This is a genomic window from Variovorax sp. ISS6 (assembly GCF_056523145.1).
In genome coordinates, this window is the sequence record NZ_JAWRZC010000001.1 from 1,355,934 (window position 1) to 1,372,695 (window position 16,762).

Below are 16,762 nucleotides of genomic sequence, written 5' to 3' on the forward strand. Positions count from 1 at the left end.
TTCGCCAACCCGAGGAGACAAGCGCATGAAGCTCAAGACACCGACGATGCTGGCCGTGCTGGGCCTGGCCGCGACGCTCGCGTCCGCGCAGCAGGGCGTGACCAAGGACGAGATCCGCATCGGCACGATCCAGGACCTCTCGGGGCCGCTCGCCGGCTTCGGCAAGCAGGCGCGCAACGGCATGCAGCTGCGCGTGGACGAGCTCAACGAGCAGGGCGACGTCAACGGCCGCAAGCTCAAGCTCTACGTCGAGGACTCGGGCTACGACCCGAAGAAGGCCGTGCTGGCGGCGCAGAAGCTGGTGAACCAGGAGAAGATCTTCATCATGGCCGGCCACATCGGCACGGCGCAGAACATGGCGGCGATGCCGGTGCAGTTCGACAAGAACGTCGTCAACTACATGCCGATCACCGCGGCGCGCGAGATGTACGAGCCGCTCAACCGCCTCAAGTACTCGTTCGCCGCCACCTACTACGACCAGATCCGCCTGGCGCTGCCGAAGATGGTGAAGGACAAGGGCGCGAAGAAGGTCTGCACCATCTACCAGGACGACGAGTTCGGCCTCGAGGTGCAGCGCGGCGCCGAGGCCGGCCTCAAGACCGTCAACATGGAGCTGGCCGAGAAGACCTCGTTCAAGCGTGGCGCCACCGACTTCAGCTCGCAGGTCGCGAAGATGAAGGCCGCCAATTGCGACCTGGTGGTGCTCGGCACCATCATCCGCGAGACCATAGGCACGGTGGGCGAGGCGCGCAAGACCGGCTTCAACCCGACCTTCCTGGGGTCGAGCGCGGCCTACACCGACCTGATCCACAAGCTCGGCGGCAAGGCCATGGACGGCATCTACGCGACCATGACGGTGCAGAACCCCTACACCGACGAGCAGTCGCAGCCGCTGCGCTTCTGGGCCAACAAGTACAAGACCAAGTTCAACGAGGACCCGACCGTGTTCTCGGTCTACGGCTACGTGATCGTCGACTCCTTCATCAAGGCGGCGCAGAAGGCCGGCCCGAACCTCACGACCGACAGCTTCATCAAGGCCATGGACAGCATCACCTTCGAGCCCGACATGTTCGGCAGCCCGAAGAGCACCTACACCGCCACCAAGCGCCTGGGCAACGACCAGTCGCGGCTGTCGCAGATCAAGGACGGCAAGTGGGTGGTGGTGTCGGACTACGTGGCACCCTGAGGCCGGGCCCCGGCGGCGGGGCGGGCGGCTATATTGCGCGGCATCCCATCCTCGCGAGAACGCCATGCCCCAGTACTGGCTGATGAAATCCGAGCCCGACGAGGTCTCGATCGACGATGCGCTGGCCGCGCCCGACGCCACCGTGGCGTGGACCGGCGTGCGCAACTACCAGGCCCGCAACTTCATGCGCGACGGCATGAAGGTCGGCGACGGCGTGCTGTTCTATCACTCGAGCTGCCCCGAGCCCGGCATCGCCGGCCTCGCGCGCGTGGCCTCGGGCATCAAGCCCGATCCCACGCAGTTCGACCCGAAGTCGCCCTACTACGACGCGGCCTCGAAGCAGGACGATCCGCGCTGGCTGCTGGTGGACGTGCAGGCGCTGCGCAAGACGCGCCTGCTGGCGCTGCCCGAGCTGCGCGCGAAGCCCGAACTGGCCGAGCTCACGATCCTGCGAAAGGGCAACCGGCTGTCGATCACGCCGGTGGAGCCGGCGCACTGGAAGATCATCGAGAAGATGCTGGGCTGAGCCGGCCCGCATCCGGTCGCGCTACTTGGCGAGGATCGGGAACAGCTTGCCCAGGCCGTCGGTCATCACCTCGACCGCCAGCGCCGCGAGGATCAGGCCCATGAGCCGGGTCATGATGTTGATGCCGGTCTTGCCGAGCACGCGGGCGATCGGCTGGGCGAGCGAGAAGGCGATGGCCGTGGCCAGCGCCACCACCACGCCGTAGCCCACGAGCACCGCGAGCTCCCACAGGTGCCTGGCCTTGTCGGCGTAGATCACCACGGTGGAGATGGTGGCCGGGCCGGTGAGCAGCGGGATGGTCAGCGGCACCACCGCGATGGAGGCGCCCATCGAGGCCTTGACCTCGGTGGCGCGCAGCTCCTCGACGTTGGTCTTGCTCTCGGCCGGCTGCGCGTTGAGCATCGACAGCGAGCTCATCAGCAGCAGCAGGCCACCGCCGACCTGGAAGCTCGCGATCGAGATGCCGAAGAAGGACAGGAGCTGCAGGCCGATCAGCGCGCTGACCGCGATCACCACGAAGGCGCTGAAGGCCGACATGCGCACCGTGCGGCGGCGCTGCGCGTCGGAGTAGCCCTGCGTGTAGTGGATGAAGAAGGGCACGATGGCCAGCGGGTTGACGATCGCCACCAGCGTGACCAGCGGCTTGATCAGGTCCATCGAGGTGCTCATCAGCGTCCTCCCGAGACGTCGAGCAGGGCCATGGTGGTGTAGCTGGCCTCGTCGGACAGCAGCCACACGATCGCGTTCGCCACCTCTTCCGCGCTGCCGGGGCGCTTCATCGGCACCGAGGCGGCGAGGTCGAAGGCCCGGTCGGGCATGCCACCCGAGGCATGGATCTCGGTGTCGATCAGGCCCGGGCGCACCGCGTTGACGCGGATGCCTTCGTCAGCCACTTCCTTGGCCAGGCCGAGCGTGAAGGTGTCGATCGCGCCCTTGCTCGCGGCGTAGTCCACGTACTGCTCGGGCGAACCCAGCCGCGAGGCGGCGCTCGAGAGGTTGACGATGACGCCGCCCGTGCCGCCGTGGCGCGTGCTCATGCGGCGCACCGCCTCGCGCGCGCAGACGAAGCTGCCGATCACGTTGATGCGGAACATGCGTTCCAGCCGCGCCGCGCTCATCTCGTCGACGCGCGCGCGCACGTCGACCACGCCGGCGCTGTTGACCAGCGCGGTGAGCCGGCCGAGCCTGGCGTCGACCTGCTCGAACATGGCCATCACCTGCGCTTCGTCGCCGACATCGGCCTGCACCGCGATCGCCTTGCCGCCCGCGGCGCGGATCGCGCGCACGACTTCGTCGGCCGCGAGCGAGTTGCTCGCGTAGTTGACCGCCACGGCATGGCCGCGCCGCGCCGCCAGCAAGGCGGTGGCGGCGCCGATGCCGCGTCCGCCCCCCGTGACCAAGAGCACCTGCTGGTTCAATTCCGATCTCCTGCACAAAAGCTGCGCGTCAGTTAAAACCGTCGGTCCGGATTACATCACCGAGGGTGGCTCGCAAGTCGCGGGCCTTACCCGCAGTACCGGGATGTTCCGGCGGCGCTTCGTGCGCGGAGGTGAATTCATGAGCAAGACCATCGACTACTACTTTCCCCCCCAAAGCCCCTGGACCTACCTGGGCCATGCGCGCTTCGCCGCGATCGCGGCAGCGGCCGGCGCCACGGTGCGCGTGCGTCCGGTGGACATGGGCAGCATCTTTCCGGTCTCGGGCGGGCTGCCGCTGGGCAAGCGCGCGCCGCAGCGGCAGGCCTACCGGCTGGTCGAGCTGGCGCGCTTCTCGAAGCACCTGGGGATTCCGCTGCATCCGAAGCCGAAGTTCTTTCCGGTCGCGGGCGACGACGCGGCGCGGCTGATCATCGCGGTCGATCTCAACGACGGCTGCGAGGCCGCGATGCGCATGTGCGCGGCGGTGTTCGGCGCGGTGTGGGCGCAGGAGCGCAACATCGGCGACCCCAAGGTGCTCGAGGCGCTGGTGGCCGAATGCGGCCTGCCGGCCAAGCGCGCCGAGCAGGCGCAGAGCCAGGCGGTGCAGGAACGGTACGAGGCCTACACGCAGGAGGCCATCGACATCCAGGTCTTCGGCGCGCCGAGCTACGTGATCGACGGCGAGATCTTCTGGGGCCAGGACCGGCTCGATTTCGTCGAACGCGCGCTGCGCGCGGGGCCGGCGGGCTGAACGCCGCCGACACGCATCGGACACGCACCGGACACGCATCCTCTCCATCCTTCCCATTGCCATCAAAGGAGCAACAACTCATGGGTCAATTCATCGATCTCACAGCCAAGGACGGCTTCGTCTTCCCCGCCTACGTGGCCGAACCCGCCGGCACGCCGCGCGGTGCCGTCGTCGTGGTGCAGGAGATCTTCGGCGTCAACTCGCACATCCGCTCGGTGGCCGACGGCTACGCGGCCGCGGGCTACCTGGCCGTCGCGCCCGCGACCTTCCACCGCGTGAAGCCGGGCGTCGAGCTGGGCTACAGCGAGGACGACATGAAGACGGGCTTCGGCCTGAAGACGGCCGTGGAGGCGCTGCCCGCGCCCGGCGTGCTGCAGGACATCGAGGCCGCCGTGGCCTACGCGGCCAAGGCCGGCAAGGTCGGCATCGTCGGCTACTGCTGGGGCGGCCTGCTGACCTGGCGCGCCGCCGCGCTGGTGCCCGGCCTCTCGGCCGCCGCGCCCTACTACGGTGGCGGCATGACCTCGCCCGAGGAAACCGCGCGCCAGCCCAAGGTGCCGGTGCAGGCCCACTTCGGCAACCAGGACCACTGGATCCCGCTCGACACCATCGAGAGCTTCAAGAAGGCCCATCCCGAGGTCGAGGTGCACGTGTACCCGGTGGGTCACGGCTTCAACTGCGACCAGCGCGGCTCGTACGACGCCGACGCGGCCAAGCTGGCGCGCGAGCGCGTGCTGGCCTTCTTCGCGCAGCACATCGGCTGAGCGCGCTCGCTTCGTCGCATGGGAGCCCGGCGCCGCCGGGCTTTTTCATTTCTTGAGGCCGGGCTTGTCGCCCACGCGGGTCTCGAGGAAGTCGAGCAGCGCGCGCAGCGCGGCGCTGTTGTGGCGCCGCTGCAGGTAGACGGCCGACAGCCACATGTCCTTGCGCGCATAGTCCTGCAGCACCGGCACCAGCTCGCCCTGGTCGATGTGCGACTGCACCAGGATCGAGGGCAGGTAGATCACGCCGAAGCCGCGCATCGCGATGCGGATCAGCGGCGCGCCCTCGGTGCAGTCCATGCGGCTCCTGACGTGCACGTCGAGCGGCTCGCCGCCGTCGTCGAAGCGCCAGACCGGCTGGGCGCCGAGCAGCGAGTGGGTGAGCGCCTCGTGGTCCGCCAGGTCGCGCGGATGCTCGGGCTTGCCGTGCTTCTTCCAGTAGACCGGCGAGGCGCACACCACCATGTTCATGAGCCGCAGCTTGCGCATGATCAGGTTGGCGTCCTCCACCGGGCCGCTGCGGATGTCGACGTCGATGCCTTCCTCGGCGAGGTCGACCGTGCGGTTGGTCAGCTGCAGGCTGATGCGCACGTCGGGGTAGTGGCGCATGAAGTCGGCCAGCAGGTTGGGGAACTCGCCGTTGCCCATGCCGTGCGGCGCCGAGATGCGCAGCCGGCCGCCGGGCTGGCTCGCGCGCTCCTGCAGCTCGGCCTGCGTGAGCTCGACCATCTCGAGCACCGGCGTGCTGCGCTCCAGCAGCAGCTGGCCGGCGTCGGTGAGGCTCACCGAGCGCGTGGAGCGGTTGAGCAGGCGCACGCCGAAGCGGGTCTCGAGTTCGGCGACATACTTGCTGACCGTGGCCTTGGACATGTCGAGCCGCTTGGCCGCCTGCGAGAAGCTGCCATGCGCCGCGACTTCGCGAAAGGTTCTGATCAGGTCGAGGCTGTCCATGGATGTCGTGCCGGTAGCGCTGGGCGATGGCGCGATTCTCAAGGGTTTTTCTTAGCATAGCCGCGCGGCACTTTCGTGGCGCGCCGCGACTCGCACGCAGGCAAGGATGCATTCGATGACACGTACTTTTCGATTTCATGCGGCCCTCGCGCCGTCGATGCTGGCACTGGCGGCCCTGTGGCTGCCGGCCGGCGGGGCGCTCGCCCAGGCCTTCGATCCGATCCGGCCGATCGGCCCCGGCGCGGACCGCGCCGCGCTGGCCGCCGAAGCGGCCGCGGCGGCGCGCGCCGGCAATGCGTATGGCGACGTGGAGGCCGAGCGGCCGCTCGCCGCGCCGCGCACCGGCGGGCGCGACCGCGCGGCGGTACGCGCCGAGGCGGTGGCGGCCTCGCACGACCCGAGCCTGAACCTCGACCGCCGCGCCTTCGTCAACAGCGAGATCCCGCCGCAGATCAAGGCCGTGCCGGGCACGCCGCGTACCGGGCGCTGAGCATGCGGCGGGGCGGAATGGCCCGCTGCGTGCCCAGGTTAATGACTGAACGGTCGACCTGACATTGTTTCAATACCGGAAACACCGTGTCTCTGAACCGGGTGTTTTCCCGAACGATTTCGCCTTGAAACTCGCCGCACAGGCGAGCCGATTCGCGCGCCTGGTGGCTAAACCCTCCGACGTACCGTATCAAGGACAAACGAAATGAAGACCTCGCACATCATCGCCGCCGCCGCCCTGGCCCTCGTTGCCGCCGCTGGCGCCCAAGCCGAAACCTATGAAGGCGTGACCCAGGCCGTCTCGACCAAGAGCCGCGACGAAGTCAACACCGAAGCCGTGCGCGCCGCCGCCGCTCCGAACCAGAACGTGACCCGCGGCTCGCGCGGCCCGGAAACGGTCGCCGTGTCGAAGGATCGCGCCCTGGTCGAAGCCGAAGCGATCCGCACCGCCGCCGCTCCCGACCAGAACGTGACCTCGGGTTCGCGCGTGAACAGCAAGGTCATCTCGACCATGCAACACCCGCTCGACGCACGCGTCCAGGCCCAGCAAGGCACCGGCGCCACCGCCAAGTAAGCTGTCGCACGGCACCGGGCGGCCTTCGGGCCGTTCGCATCCGGACGAGAAAAAGCCACGCGGAGATCGCTCCGCGTGGCTTTTTTTCATGCGCGTTCGGTCAGCGCGTGCGCGCGAGGTAGCGCTTGCGCCAGAAGATCAGCACCAGCACCACCGCGATCGCGAGCATCGAGCCCATGGCGATCCAGAAGCCGTCGGCCTTGTGCACCAGCGGGATGAACTCGAAGTTCATGCCGAAGATGCCGGCGATCAGGTTCAGCGGCAGGAACACGGCGGTGAGCACCGTCAGCACCCGCATGATGTCGTTGGCCCGGTGGCCCTGCACGCTGAAGTGCATCTGCACCGCGGTCTCGGCGTTCTGCTCGAGCCGGCGCACGTGGTGCACCACGCGCTCGATGTGTTCGAGCACGTCGCGGCTGCGGATCATCACCAGCTCGCGCTCGCGCCCCTCGGCCGCGTCCTTGGGCGGCGGCAGGGTCTCGAGGTTGTCGAGCCAGTCCTGCATGGCGGCGCGCTGGTCCTCGCAGATCTCGTCGAGGTGGTGCAGCGACTGGCGCGATTCCATCAGCGCGCCCCAGTTGGTGAAGCGGCTGCGCGGGTCGATGAGCTCGGCCTGCCAGTGGTCGAGCTGCTTCGTGAGCTCGCGCCGCAGGTCGAGGTAGCCGTCGACGATCTGGTTGATGACGCGCAGCATCAGGTCGGCCGGGCTGGTGGGCACGCGGTTCGTGACCGCGCGCACGTCGAGCGCCGGCGTACCGCGGTCGCCGGGCGCGGCGGCCGCCAGCAGGCGCGCGGCGAAGACGTCGCGCACCGCGCCGTCCTCGGGATGCACCGACAGCAGCACGCGGTCGAACACGGCGAAGCCGACCGGGCGGGTGTCGATGCGGCGCAGCACGGGCGGGCCGCCGCGCGGGCGCGGGGCCGGGGCGGCGGCGGGTGGCGCGATCGAAGCGGGCGGCGCCGGCTGGCCGTTGCCGCTCGCGAGCCGGCGGAACACCAGCACGTCGTACTGCGAGGTGTAGTCGCTGTGCGAGGGCAACTGGTCGTTCAGCAGGTCGGCCACGTGCAGGTCGACCAGCTGGGTCTGGCACAGCGTCTGCAGGATCTGCTGCACCTCGGGCAGCGAGGCGCGGAATTCGTCGCGCGTGAGCGAGATCCAGAGATAGCTGGCGGCGCTGCAGGAGCCGGGCAGGGCCAGCGGCGCCAGCGCGGCATGCTCGCTGACCTGCGAGCTGTTGATTTCGAAGATTCGCATCGCGCGCCCCCGTGCTTGCTCAAGATGGCCCGAACCGAAGGCCGGGCGGCCCCATTGTGCTACTTAGTTTGTAGCAGGCGGGCAGCGTCGAGCGCGAAGTAGGTGAGGATGCCGTCGGCACCCGCGCGCTTGAAGGCCAGGAGGCTCTCGAGCACCACCGCGTCGTGGTCGAGCCAGCCGTTCTGGGCCGCGGCCTTGAGCATCGCGTACTCGCCGCTCACCTGGTAGGCGAAGGTCGGTACGCGGAACTCGTCCTTCACGCGGCGCACGATGTCCAGGTAGGGCATGCCGGGCTTCACCATCACCATGTCGGCGCCCTCGGCGATGTCGATTCCCACCTCGCGCAGCGCCTCGTCGCTGTTGCCCGGGTCCATCTGGTAGACCTTCTTGTTGCTCTTGCCGAGGTTGGCGGCCGAGCCGACCGCGTCGCGGAACGGGCCGTAGAAAGCGCTCGCGTACTTGGCGCTGTAGGCCATGATCCGCGTGTGCACGTCGCCGCGCGCTTCGAGCGCCTGGCGGATCGCGCCGATGCGCCCGTCCATCATGTCGCTGGGCGCCACGATGTCGACGCCGGCCTGCGACTGTGTGAGCGCCTGCTTCACCAGCACTTCGACCGTGGGGTCGTTGAGGATGTAGCCGCTGTCGTCGAGCAGGCCGTCCTGGCCGTGGCTGGTGTAGGGGTCGAGCGCGACGTCGGTCATCACGCCCAGTTCGGGAAAGCGCGCCTTGAGCGCCGCCACCACGCGCGGGATCAGGCCGTCGGGGTTGAAGGCCTCGTCGCCGGCCGGGGTCTTGAGGCTCGCGTCGATCACCGGGAACAGCGCCATCACCGGGATGCCCGCCGTCACGCACTGCTCGGCCACGGGCAGCAGCAGGTCGAGGCTCAGGCGTTCCACGCCCGGCATCGAGGCCACCGCGTCACGCCGGCCGCTGCCTTCCTGCACGAACACCGGGTAGATCAGGTCGTGCGTGGTGAGGGCGTTTTCCCGCACCAGGTTGCGCGTGAAGGCGTCGCGGCGAAGGCGGCGCGGGCGCCCGGCGGGGAAGGCGGCGAAGGAGGAAAGGGTGGAGCTCATGCGGAAAATTGTGCCCGAACTAAAGTTCCTGACCTGTTGTCGCGGATGGGACCAGTTGTCCGACAACTACGGAAATTAGTAGTACCAAAGTAATAAATTTTTACCCGAGAATGTTAATTAAAGCGCAGCAGTCGCTTGAAACCTTGTTTCGTCTTTGTTAAATTCTGCCTCGGACGGCTTGCCGTCCCCCGCTTTTCCTCCCTGAGCGGGTGCCTTGATGTGTGACAGCAAAAGGGCTTCCCAGCCCGACGTGAAGACGTCGGGCTTTTTTTTGTCCGCCGCTTTCGTGGGGGCCGCCGAAACCGGGTGCCTGGGGGCGGGGAGCGGCCACTAAACTGGCCGCCATGCTCTGGGTCAAGTCCTTCCACATCGTCTTCATCGCCAGCTGGTTCGCCGGCCTGTTCTACCTGCCCCGGATCTTCGTCAACCTCGCGATGGTGCCGCCCGAGTCGCTCGCCGAGCGCGAGCGCCTGCTGCTGATGGCGCGCAAGCTGCTGCGCTTCACCACCTTCCTGGCCGTGCCGGCGCTGGGCTTCGGCCTCTGGCTGTGGCTGGGCTACGGCATCGGGCGCGGCCCGGGCAACGGCTGGATGCACGCCAAGCTGGCGCTGGTGCTGGTGGCGATCGGCTACCACCACGGCTGCGCGGTGCTGCTGCGCCGCTTCGTGGCCGGCGAGAACCGGCGCAACCATGGCTGGTACCGCTGGTTCAACGAGCTGCCGGTGCTGCTGCTGCTGGCGATCGTGATCCTGGTCGTGGTCAAGCCCTTCTGACGGCGGTGGCGACGCAGCACAAGTCCGCAGCGCTGCCCCTTGCGCTGGCCTATGCGGCGCTGATCGTCTACGCGAGCCTCTATCCCTTCGCCGACTGGCGCGACCAGGGCATCGCGCCCTGGGCCTACCTGTGGGCGCCCTGGCCCAAGTACTGGACCGGCTTCGACTTCGCGATCAACGTCGCGGGTTACGTGCCCTTCGGATTTCTCTGCGCGCTGTCGGTGCTGCGCACCCGCAGCACGGCGAGCAACGGCCGCGCCGTGCTGCGCGCCACGCTGGCGGGCGTGGCGGTGTCCTTCGCGATGGAAACACTGCAGAGCTACCTGCCGGTGCGCATTCCCTCGAACGTCGACCTGGGCCTGAACAGCGCCGGCGCGCTGCTGGGCGCCGTGCTGGCGGTGGCGCTCGAGCGCTTCGGCGCGGTCGCGCACTGGGGGCGGGTCCGGGCGCAATGGTTCGGCGACGACGCCCGCGGCGCGCTGGTACTGCTCGCGCTGTGGCCGTTCGCGCTGCTGTTCCCGGCCGCCGTGACCTTCGGCCTGGGCCAGGTGTTCGAACGGCTCGAGGCGGCGATCTCCGAATGGCTGCTCGACACCCCGTTCATCGACTGGCTGCCGGTGCGCCAGTTCGAGCTCGAGCCGCTGGTGCCGGCGGTCGAGCTGCTGTGCGTGATGCTGGGCGCGCTGGTGCCCTGCCTGCTCGGCTATCTGGCGGCGCGCACGGTGGTGCAGCGCGCGGTGCTGCTGCCGCTGATCCTGCTGACGGGCGTGGCGGCCTCCGGGCTGTCGGCCGCGCTGAGCTACGGCCCGGACCATGCCTGGGCCTGGCTCGGGTTGCCGGCGCAGGTCGGCATCGCGGCGGCGCTGTTCGCCGGGGTGGCGCTGCTGTTCGCGCCGCGGCGCCTGTGCGGCGCGCTGCTGCTGGTGGCGCTGGTGCTGCAGCTGAGCCTGCTGAACCAGGCGCCCGAGAGCGCCTATTTCGCGCAGACGCTGGCGACCTGGGAGCAGGGGCGCTTCATCCGCTTCCACGGGCTGGCCCAGTGGCTGGGCTGGTTCTGGCCCTTCGGGGTGCTGGCCTACGTGATCTTCCTGCTGTCGCGGCGCAGCCGGGCGCCGGCCGCCTGAGGGGAAGGTCCGGGCGCGCGGGCGGCGGTCCTAGAATCCGCCGATGTCCACCCCCGCCAGCCACGCCGCGCCTTCGGGCTACTACGGCCGCCACATCTTCTTCTGCCTCAACGAACGCAAGAACGGCGAGGATTCCTGCGCCATGCACAACGCCCAGCAGGGCTTCGACCGCTGCAAGTCCAGGGTCAAGGAGGAGGGGCTCTCGGGGCCCGGCAAGGTGCGCGTCAACAAGGCCGGCTGCCTCGACCGCTGCGCCGGCGGCCCGGTCGTCGTGGTCTATCCCGAGGCGGTCTGGTACACCTTCGTCGATGCCGACGACATCGACGAGATCGTCGACTCGCACCTGAAGAAGGGCGAGATCGTCGAGCGCCTGCTGCTGCCGCCCGACGTCGGGCGCTGAACTTTTCGCCCGGGCCTGCGCTCGTACCGTGCTCGCCGCAGGCACCCCTCTCACTGTCGGCCTGCCGGCCCGTTCCACTCCGAGCCTCATGAATTCCCAGACCGAAAAGATCAGCCTCCACGGCGCCGCCGGTGCCATCGAGGTGCAGCGCGACCAGCCGGCCGAGGCCGCGCGCGGCATCGCCGTCATCGCCCATCCTCATCCGCTGTTCGGCGGCACCATGGACAACAAGGTGGTGCAGACCCTCGCGCGCGCCTTCATCGCCTGCGGCTGGACCGCGGTGCGCTTCAACTTCCGCGGCGTCGGCGCCAGCCAGGGCGTGCACGACGAGGGCCGCGGCGAGCTCGAGGACATGCTGAACGTCGTCGGCCAGCTCGCGCCCGAGGGCCCGCTGGCGATCGCCGGCTTCTCGTTCGGCGCTTTCGTCGCGAGCGGCGCGGTCGAGAAGCTCTGGGCCGCGCGCGACGTGCGGCAGATCGTGCTGGTCGGCACCGCCGCCGCGCGCAACACCGTGGCCGTGCTGCCGCCCGAGGCCCACGAGCGAACGCTGGTGGTCCACGGCGAGGCCGACGACACGGTGGCGCTGTCGGCCGTCATGGACTGGGCGCGGCCGCAGTCACTTCCTGTCACAGTCGTCCCCGGGGGCGGCCATTTCTTTCACGGACAATTGCCGCTGCTCAAGAGTCTGGTCGCGCGCCATCTGCGCGCGGACAACCCGGCCGCCTGAAAGCCTGGCTTGCAGGCACGTCTTCGTTTCTTTCCCATCGCTCCCATGAATCGCTTCCTCCACGGTGCCCGCGCGCTGTTGCTCGCCGCCGCCGCTTCCGTCTGCCTGATCGCCGCCGCCCAGGTGCCCGCACCCCCCGAGATCGCCGCGCGCAGCTACCTGCTGCTCGACGTGACGGCCAACCAGATCCTCGCGCAGAAGGACATCGACAGCCCGGTCGAGCCCGCGTCGCTGACCAAGCTGATGTCGGCCTACATCGTGTTCGACGCGCTGCGCGCCAAGAAGATCACCCTGACGCAGACGATGCCGGTCAGCCCGCGCGCCTGGAAGATGCCGGGCTCGCGCATGTTCATCGACCCGAAGATGCAGGTGCCGGTGGAAGACCTGATCAAGGGCCTGATCGTGCAGTCGGGCAACGACGCCACCGTGGCGCTGGCCGAGGGCGTGGGCGGCACGGTCGAGCATTTCGTCGAGATGATGAACGCCCAGGCCAAGGTGCTGGGCATGAAGAACACCACCTACAAGAACCCCGAGGGCCTGACCGCGCCCGGCCACACCACGACCGCGCGCGACCTCAGCATCCTGGCGACCCGGCTGGTGCGCGACTTCCCCGAGGAAGCCAAGTACTACGCGATCAAGAAGTACCGCTACCCGGGCACGCCCTCGACCAACGACACCAACCGCAACCTGCTGCTGTTCCGCGATCCGACCGTCGACGGACTGAAGACGGGCCATACCGAGGCCGCCGGCTACTGCATGATCGCCACCGCCAAGCGCGACTTCCCGAACCTGACCGGCGGCCGCCGCCTGCTGTCGATCGTGCTCGGCACCTCGGGCGAGACCGTGCGCGCCAACGAATCGCAGAAGCTGCTGAACTGGGGCTACACCGCCTACGACGCCGTGCGCCTGTTCGACGGCGGCCAGCCCGCGGCCACGCCGGCGGTCTGGAAGGGCAAGCAGAACGTGCTCAAGCTCGGCCGTCCCGAGCCGATCGTGGTCGCCGTGCCCGCGGGCACCGCCAGCAAGCTCAAGACCCAGATCGCGCGCCCCGACCCGCTGGTGGCGCCGTTCACCAAGTACCAGCCCGTGGGCACGCTCAAGGTCACGCTCGACGACCAGCCGGTGGCCGAGGTGCCGCTGGTGGCGCTGGAGCCGGTCGAGCAGGCCGGCATGCTGGGCCGCGCCTGGGATGCGGTCCGACTCTGGATCAAGTAACCGGCAGGGCAGGGAGCCGGCGGTTTCAGGCCGGCGGCAGGGGGCGGAATGCCTCCAAAGCCGGCTGACTTTGCCGATTCACGAGCCCGCTGCTATACTCATGGGCTTTTCGGAAAATTCCGAAGGGATTCACGTTTGCGTCATCTCCCGGTTCCTGAGTCACGATCAGGGCGCCGCAAGGCAGTTCCGGGGTATTTCTCGTTTTGGGACTAATTCATTCATGCCAACCATCAATCAACTGGTGCGTCAGGGCCGGACGGTCGAAAAGATCAAGTCCAAGAGCCCTGCCATGCAGAACTCGCCGCAACGTCGCGGTGTCTGCACCCGGGTCTACACCACGACCCCCAAGAAGCCGAACTCGGCGCTTCGTAAGGTCGCCAAGGTCCGCCTGACCAACGGCTTCGAAGTCATTTCCTACATCGGCGGCGAAGGCCACAACCTGCAGGAACACAGCGTCGTGCTGGTTCGCGGCGGTCGTGTCAAGGACTTGCCCGGTGTGCGCTACCACATCGTGCGCGGTTCGCTCGACCTGCAAGGCGTGAAAGACCGCAAGCAGTCGCGTTCCAAGTACGGCGCGAAGCGTCCCAAGAAGGCCTGATCGGGTTCTTCTTTCAGTAGTTGTTTCATCGGTGTTCGAGTGCCTTGGCGGGCATGTCGAGCGTAGTGACCCGAAGTTGGGTCGAGTAAGTGAGGGTCCGAGTCGACTCTCGCGGTGCCGGAGACGGTGCCAACTGAAGCAAAGAGGTTAAGAAAATGCCACGTCGTCGCGAAGTCCCCAAACGTGAAATCCTGCCGGATCCCAAGTACGGCAATGTCGAGCTGTCGAAGTTCATGAACGTGATCATGGAAGGCGGCAAGAAGGCTGTTGCCGAGCGCATCATCTATGGCGCGCTCGACTTCATCGAGAAGAAGAACCCGGACAAGGACCCCCTCGAGGCGTTCACCGTTGCCATCAACAACGTGAAGCCGATGGTCGAAGTGAAGTCGCGCCGCGTCGGCGGTGCGAACTATCAAGTGCCGGTCGAAGTCCGTCCCGTCCGCCGCCTCGCCCTGTCGATGCGCTGGATCAAGGAAGCCGCCCGCAAGCGCGGCGAGAAGTCGATGGCCCTGCGTCTGGCCAACGAACTGATGGAAGCCACGGAAGGCCGTGGCGGCGCGATGAAGAAGCGCGACGAAGTGCACCGCATGGCGGAAGCCAACCGGGCGTTCAGCCACTTCCGCTTCTAAAAACCAAACTTCGCTTGGGCGTTGGGTGTCGGGTGTCGGGCGTATAGCCCGCCCCGGGGCCCAGCGCTCAACGCATTTCAACCCGAAAGTAAATCATGTCCCGCAAGACCCCCATCGAGCGCTACCGCAACATCGGCATCTCCGCGCACATCGACGCTGGCAAGACCACGACGACGGAACGTATCCTGTTCTACACCGGTGTGAACCACAAGATCGGTGAAGTGCACGACGGTGCCGCCACGATGGACTGGATGGAGCAGGAACAAGAGCGCGGCATCACGATCACCTCGGCTGCCACGACCTGCTTCTGGAAGGGCATGGCCCAGAATTTCCCCGAGCACCGCATCAACATCATCGACACCCCCGGCCACGTGGACTTCACCATCGAGGTGGAGCGTTCCATGCGCGTGCTGGACGGCGCCGTGATGGTCTATGACGCCGTCGGCGGCGTGCAGCCCCAGTCGGAAACCGTCTGGCGCCAGGCCAACAAGTACAAGGTTCCCCGTCTCGCGTTCGTCAACAAGATGGACCGCACCGGCGCGAACTTCCTGCGCGTGCGCCAGATGATGATCGACCGCCTGAAGGCCAACCCCGTCGTGATCCAGATCCCGATCGGCGCCGAAGACAAGTTCCAGGGCATCGTCGACCTCGTGAAGATGAAGGCCATCATCTGGGACGAGGACAAGGGCGTGACCTTCACCTACGGTGAAATCCCGGCCGACCTGGTCGACGTCTGCAACGAGTACCACGAGAAGCTGGTCGAAGCAGCCGCCGAAGCGAGCGAAGAGCTCATGAACAAGTACCTCGAAGGCGAGAAGCTCTCCGAAGAGGAAATCAAGAAGGCCCTGCGCCAGCGCACCATCGCCGGCGAAATCCAGCCGATGCTGTGTGGCTCGGCCTTCAAGAACAAGGGCGTGCAGGCCATGCTCGACGCCGTGATCGAGTACATGCCCGCTCCGACGGACATTCCCCCGGTTGCCGGCACCGACGAAAGCGACGCACCGGTGGTGCGCCAGGCCGACGACGAAGAGAAGTTCTCGGCGCTCGCCTTCAAGCTGATGACCGACCCGTTCGTGGGCCAGCTGACCTTCGTGCGCGTCTATTCGGGCGTGCTTTCGAAGGGCGACAGCGTCTACAACCCGGTGCGCGGCAAGAAGGAACGCATCGGCCGTATCGTGCAGATGCACGCGAACAACCGCGAGGAAGTCAGCGAAATCCGCGCCGGCGACATCGCCGCCTGCGTGGGCCTGAAGGAAGTGACCACCGGCGAGACGCTGTGCGATCCCGATTCGGTCGTGACCCTCGAGCGCATGGTGTTCCCGGAGTCGGTGATCTCGCAGGCCGTCGAGCCGAAGACCAAGGCCGACCAGGAAAAGATGGGCATCGCCCTGCAGCGCCTCGCGCAGGAAGACCCGTCGTTCCGCGTCAAGACCGACGAGGAATCGGGCCAGACCATCATTTCGGGCATGGGCGAGCTCCACCTCGAAATCATCGTGGACCGCATGAAGCGCGAGTTCGGCGTGGAAGCCAACGTGGGCAAGCCGCAGGTGGCCTACCGCGAGACGATCCGCAAGACCGTCGAGGAAGCCGAAGGCAAGTTCGTTCGCCAGTCGGGCGGCAAGGGCCAGTACGGCCACGTCGTGCTGAAGATCGAACCCCAGGAAGCCGGCAAGGGCTTCGAGTTCGTCGACGCCATCAAGGGCGGTGTGGTTCCTCGCGAATACATCCCCGCGGTGGAAAAGGGCGTGGTGGAAGCGCTGACGCAAGGCGTGCTGGCGGGCTACCCCGTCGTGGACGTCAAGGTCACGCTGCACTTCGGCTCGTACCACGACGTGGACTCGAACGAAATGGCGTTCAAGATGGCCGCGATCTTCGGTTTCAAGGAAGGTGCCCGCAAGGCCAACCCCGTGATCCTCGAGCCGATGATGGCCGTGGAAGTCGAGACGCCCGAAGACTACGCCGGCAACGTGATGGGCGACCTGTCGTCCCGTCGTGGCATGGTGCAGGGCATGGACGACATGGTCGGTGGCGGCAAGGCCATCAAGGCCGAAGTGCCGCTGTCGGAAATGTTCGGCTACTCGACCACGCTGCGCTCGATGTCGCAAGGCCGCGCCACGTACACGATGGAGTTCAAGCACTACGCCGAAGCTCCGCGTAACGTCGCCGAAGCCATCGTGGCTGCCCGCGCGAAGTAAGCGTTTCAGGAATGCAGGGCCGCGCAGTGCGCGGCCCTTCTTGTCTGCGATCCGGTGCCGTCTCGTTCCCGTGCGAGGCGATCCAGCAATCGGATGCAGACATAAAACCAATAC

At 67.5% G+C, this 16,762-nt stretch carries 19 protein-coding genes; 14 read left to right on the forward strand and 5 right to left on the reverse strand.

Going from position 1 to position 16,762, the window contains the following annotated elements; genetic code table 11:
- The first annotated feature begins 25 nt into the window (after window positions 1-25).
- Window positions 26-1,186, forward strand: coding sequence for an ABC transporter substrate-binding protein (locus tag AC1HIL_RS06250; RefSeq protein ID WP_057595113.1), 1,161 nt, complete (start codon window positions 26-28; stop codon window positions 1,184-1,186).
- 64 nt (window positions 1,187-1,250) lie between these two features.
- Entirely contained in the window at window positions 1,251-1,712 is a 462-nt protein-coding gene (locus AC1HIL_RS06255; protein ID WP_057595112.1) for an EVE domain-containing protein, read from the forward strand.
- Window positions 1,713-1,733: 21 nt separating this feature from the next.
- On the opposite strand, the gene AC1HIL_RS06260 is transcribed toward AC1HIL_RS06255, so the two are convergent.
- Together AC1HIL_RS06260 and AC1HIL_RS06265 are read right to left on the reverse strand one after the other, a co-directional pair.
- Window positions 1,734-2,381, reverse strand: coding sequence for a MarC family protein (locus tag AC1HIL_RS06260; protein WP_413761709.1), 648 nt, complete (start codon window positions 2,379-2,381; stop codon window positions 1,734-1,736).
- On the reverse strand, window positions 2,381-3,130 hold the full coding sequence (locus AC1HIL_RS06265; protein ID WP_261215237.1) for an SDR family oxidoreductase: 750 nt from the start codon (window positions 3,128-3,130) through the stop codon (window positions 2,381-2,383). Before AC1HIL_RS06265 ends, AC1HIL_RS06260 begins: the two co-directional genes overlap by 1 nt.
- 139 nt (window positions 3,131-3,269) lie before the next feature.
- On the opposite strand from AC1HIL_RS06265, the gene AC1HIL_RS06270 reads away from it, so the two are divergent.
- Window positions 3,270-3,881 carry a 2-hydroxychromene-2-carboxylate isomerase gene (locus AC1HIL_RS06270; RefSeq protein ID WP_413761707.1) on the forward strand — a complete coding sequence of 204 codons (612 nt, stop codon included), beginning with the start codon at window positions 3,270-3,272 and terminating at the stop codon, window positions 3,879-3,881.
- A gap of 80 nt (window positions 3,882-3,961) precedes the next feature.
- Window positions 3,962-4,645 (forward strand): dienelactone hydrolase family protein, encoded by a 684-nt coding sequence (locus AC1HIL_RS06275; RefSeq protein ID WP_057595109.1) that lies wholly within the window; start codon window positions 3,962-3,964, stop codon window positions 4,643-4,645.
- A 45-nt stretch (window positions 4,646-4,690) separates the two neighbouring features.
- Here the strand turns inward: AC1HIL_RS06275 and AC1HIL_RS06280 are convergent, their stop codons facing one another.
- On the reverse strand, window positions 4,691-5,593 hold the full coding sequence (locus tag AC1HIL_RS06280) for a LysR family transcriptional regulator (RefSeq protein WP_057595108.1): 903 nt from the start codon (window positions 5,591-5,593) through the stop codon (window positions 4,691-4,693).
- 115 nt (window positions 5,594-5,708) lie between these two features.
- Here AC1HIL_RS06280 and AC1HIL_RS06285 point away from each other — a divergent pair, with 115 nt between their 5' ends.
- Complete coding sequence (locus AC1HIL_RS06285; protein WP_479671399.1) at window positions 5,709-6,083, forward strand: alpha/beta hydrolase; 375 nt, start codon at window positions 5,709-5,711, stop codon at window positions 6,081-6,083.
- Between the two features lie 204 nt (window positions 6,084-6,287).
- Complete coding sequence (locus AC1HIL_RS06290; protein ID WP_057597508.1) at window positions 6,288-6,656, forward strand: DUF4148 domain-containing protein; 369 nt, start codon at window positions 6,288-6,290, stop codon at window positions 6,654-6,656.
- 100 nt (window positions 6,657-6,756) lie between these two features.
- On the opposite strand, the gene AC1HIL_RS06295 is transcribed toward AC1HIL_RS06290, so the two are convergent.
- The gene (locus tag AC1HIL_RS06295) at window positions 6,757-7,911 is read right to left on the reverse strand and encodes a magnesium transporter CorA family protein (RefSeq protein ID WP_479671400.1); all 1,155 of its coding nucleotides are present in this window, start codon (window positions 7,909-7,911) and stop codon (window positions 6,757-6,759) included.
- Between the two features lie 59 nt (window positions 7,912-7,970).
- Entirely contained in the window at window positions 7,971-8,987 is a 1,017-nt protein-coding gene (gene hemB / locus AC1HIL_RS06300) for a porphobilinogen synthase (RefSeq protein ID WP_261215251.1), read from the reverse strand.
- A 344-nt stretch (window positions 8,988-9,331) separates the two neighbouring features.
- Here hemB and AC1HIL_RS06305 point away from each other — a divergent pair, with 344 nt between their 5' ends.
- The 8 genes from AC1HIL_RS06305 (at window position 9,332) to fusA (ending at window position 16,648) form a co-directional block, all read left to right on the forward strand.
- A complete protein-coding gene (locus AC1HIL_RS06305; RefSeq protein WP_057597511.1) occupies window positions 9,332-9,760 on the forward strand; it encodes a CopD family protein in 429 nt (142 codons plus the stop codon).
- 5 nt (window positions 9,761-9,765) lie between these two features.
- Window positions 9,766-10,884, forward strand: a complete 1,119-nt coding sequence (locus AC1HIL_RS06310; RefSeq protein WP_057597512.1) for a VanZ family protein — start codon at window positions 9,766-9,768, stop codon at window positions 10,882-10,884.
- Between the two features lie 43 nt (window positions 10,885-10,927).
- Entirely contained in the window at window positions 10,928-11,284 is a 357-nt protein-coding gene (locus AC1HIL_RS06315; RefSeq protein ID WP_479671401.1) for a (2Fe-2S) ferredoxin domain-containing protein, read from the forward strand.
- Between the two features lie 88 nt (window positions 11,285-11,372).
- Window positions 11,373-12,011, forward strand: coding sequence for an alpha/beta hydrolase (locus AC1HIL_RS06320; RefSeq protein ID WP_479671402.1), 639 nt, complete (start codon window positions 11,373-11,375; stop codon window positions 12,009-12,011).
- Between the two features lie 45 nt (window positions 12,012-12,056).
- A complete protein-coding gene (locus tag AC1HIL_RS06325; RefSeq protein ID WP_057597515.1) occupies window positions 12,057-13,226 on the forward strand; it encodes a D-alanyl-D-alanine carboxypeptidase family protein in 1,170 nt (389 codons plus the stop codon).
- Between the two features lie 220 nt (window positions 13,227-13,446).
- Window positions 13,447-13,824 (forward strand): 30S ribosomal protein S12, encoded by a 378-nt coding sequence (gene rpsL / locus AC1HIL_RS06330; RefSeq protein WP_057597516.1) that lies wholly within the window; start codon window positions 13,447-13,449, stop codon window positions 13,822-13,824.
- Window positions 13,825-13,979: 155 nt separating this feature from the next.
- Complete coding sequence (gene rpsG, locus AC1HIL_RS06335) at window positions 13,980-14,453, forward strand: 30S ribosomal protein S7 (RefSeq protein WP_007829591.1); 474 nt, start codon at window positions 13,980-13,982, stop codon at window positions 14,451-14,453.
- A gap of 95 nt (window positions 14,454-14,548) precedes the next feature.
- Window positions 14,549-16,648: an elongation factor G gene (gene fusA / locus AC1HIL_RS06340; RefSeq protein WP_057597517.1), complete on the forward strand. Its 2,100-nt coding sequence runs from the start codon at window positions 14,549-14,551 to the stop codon at window positions 16,646-16,648.
- The last annotated feature ends 114 nt before the right edge of the window (window positions 16,649-16,762 follow it).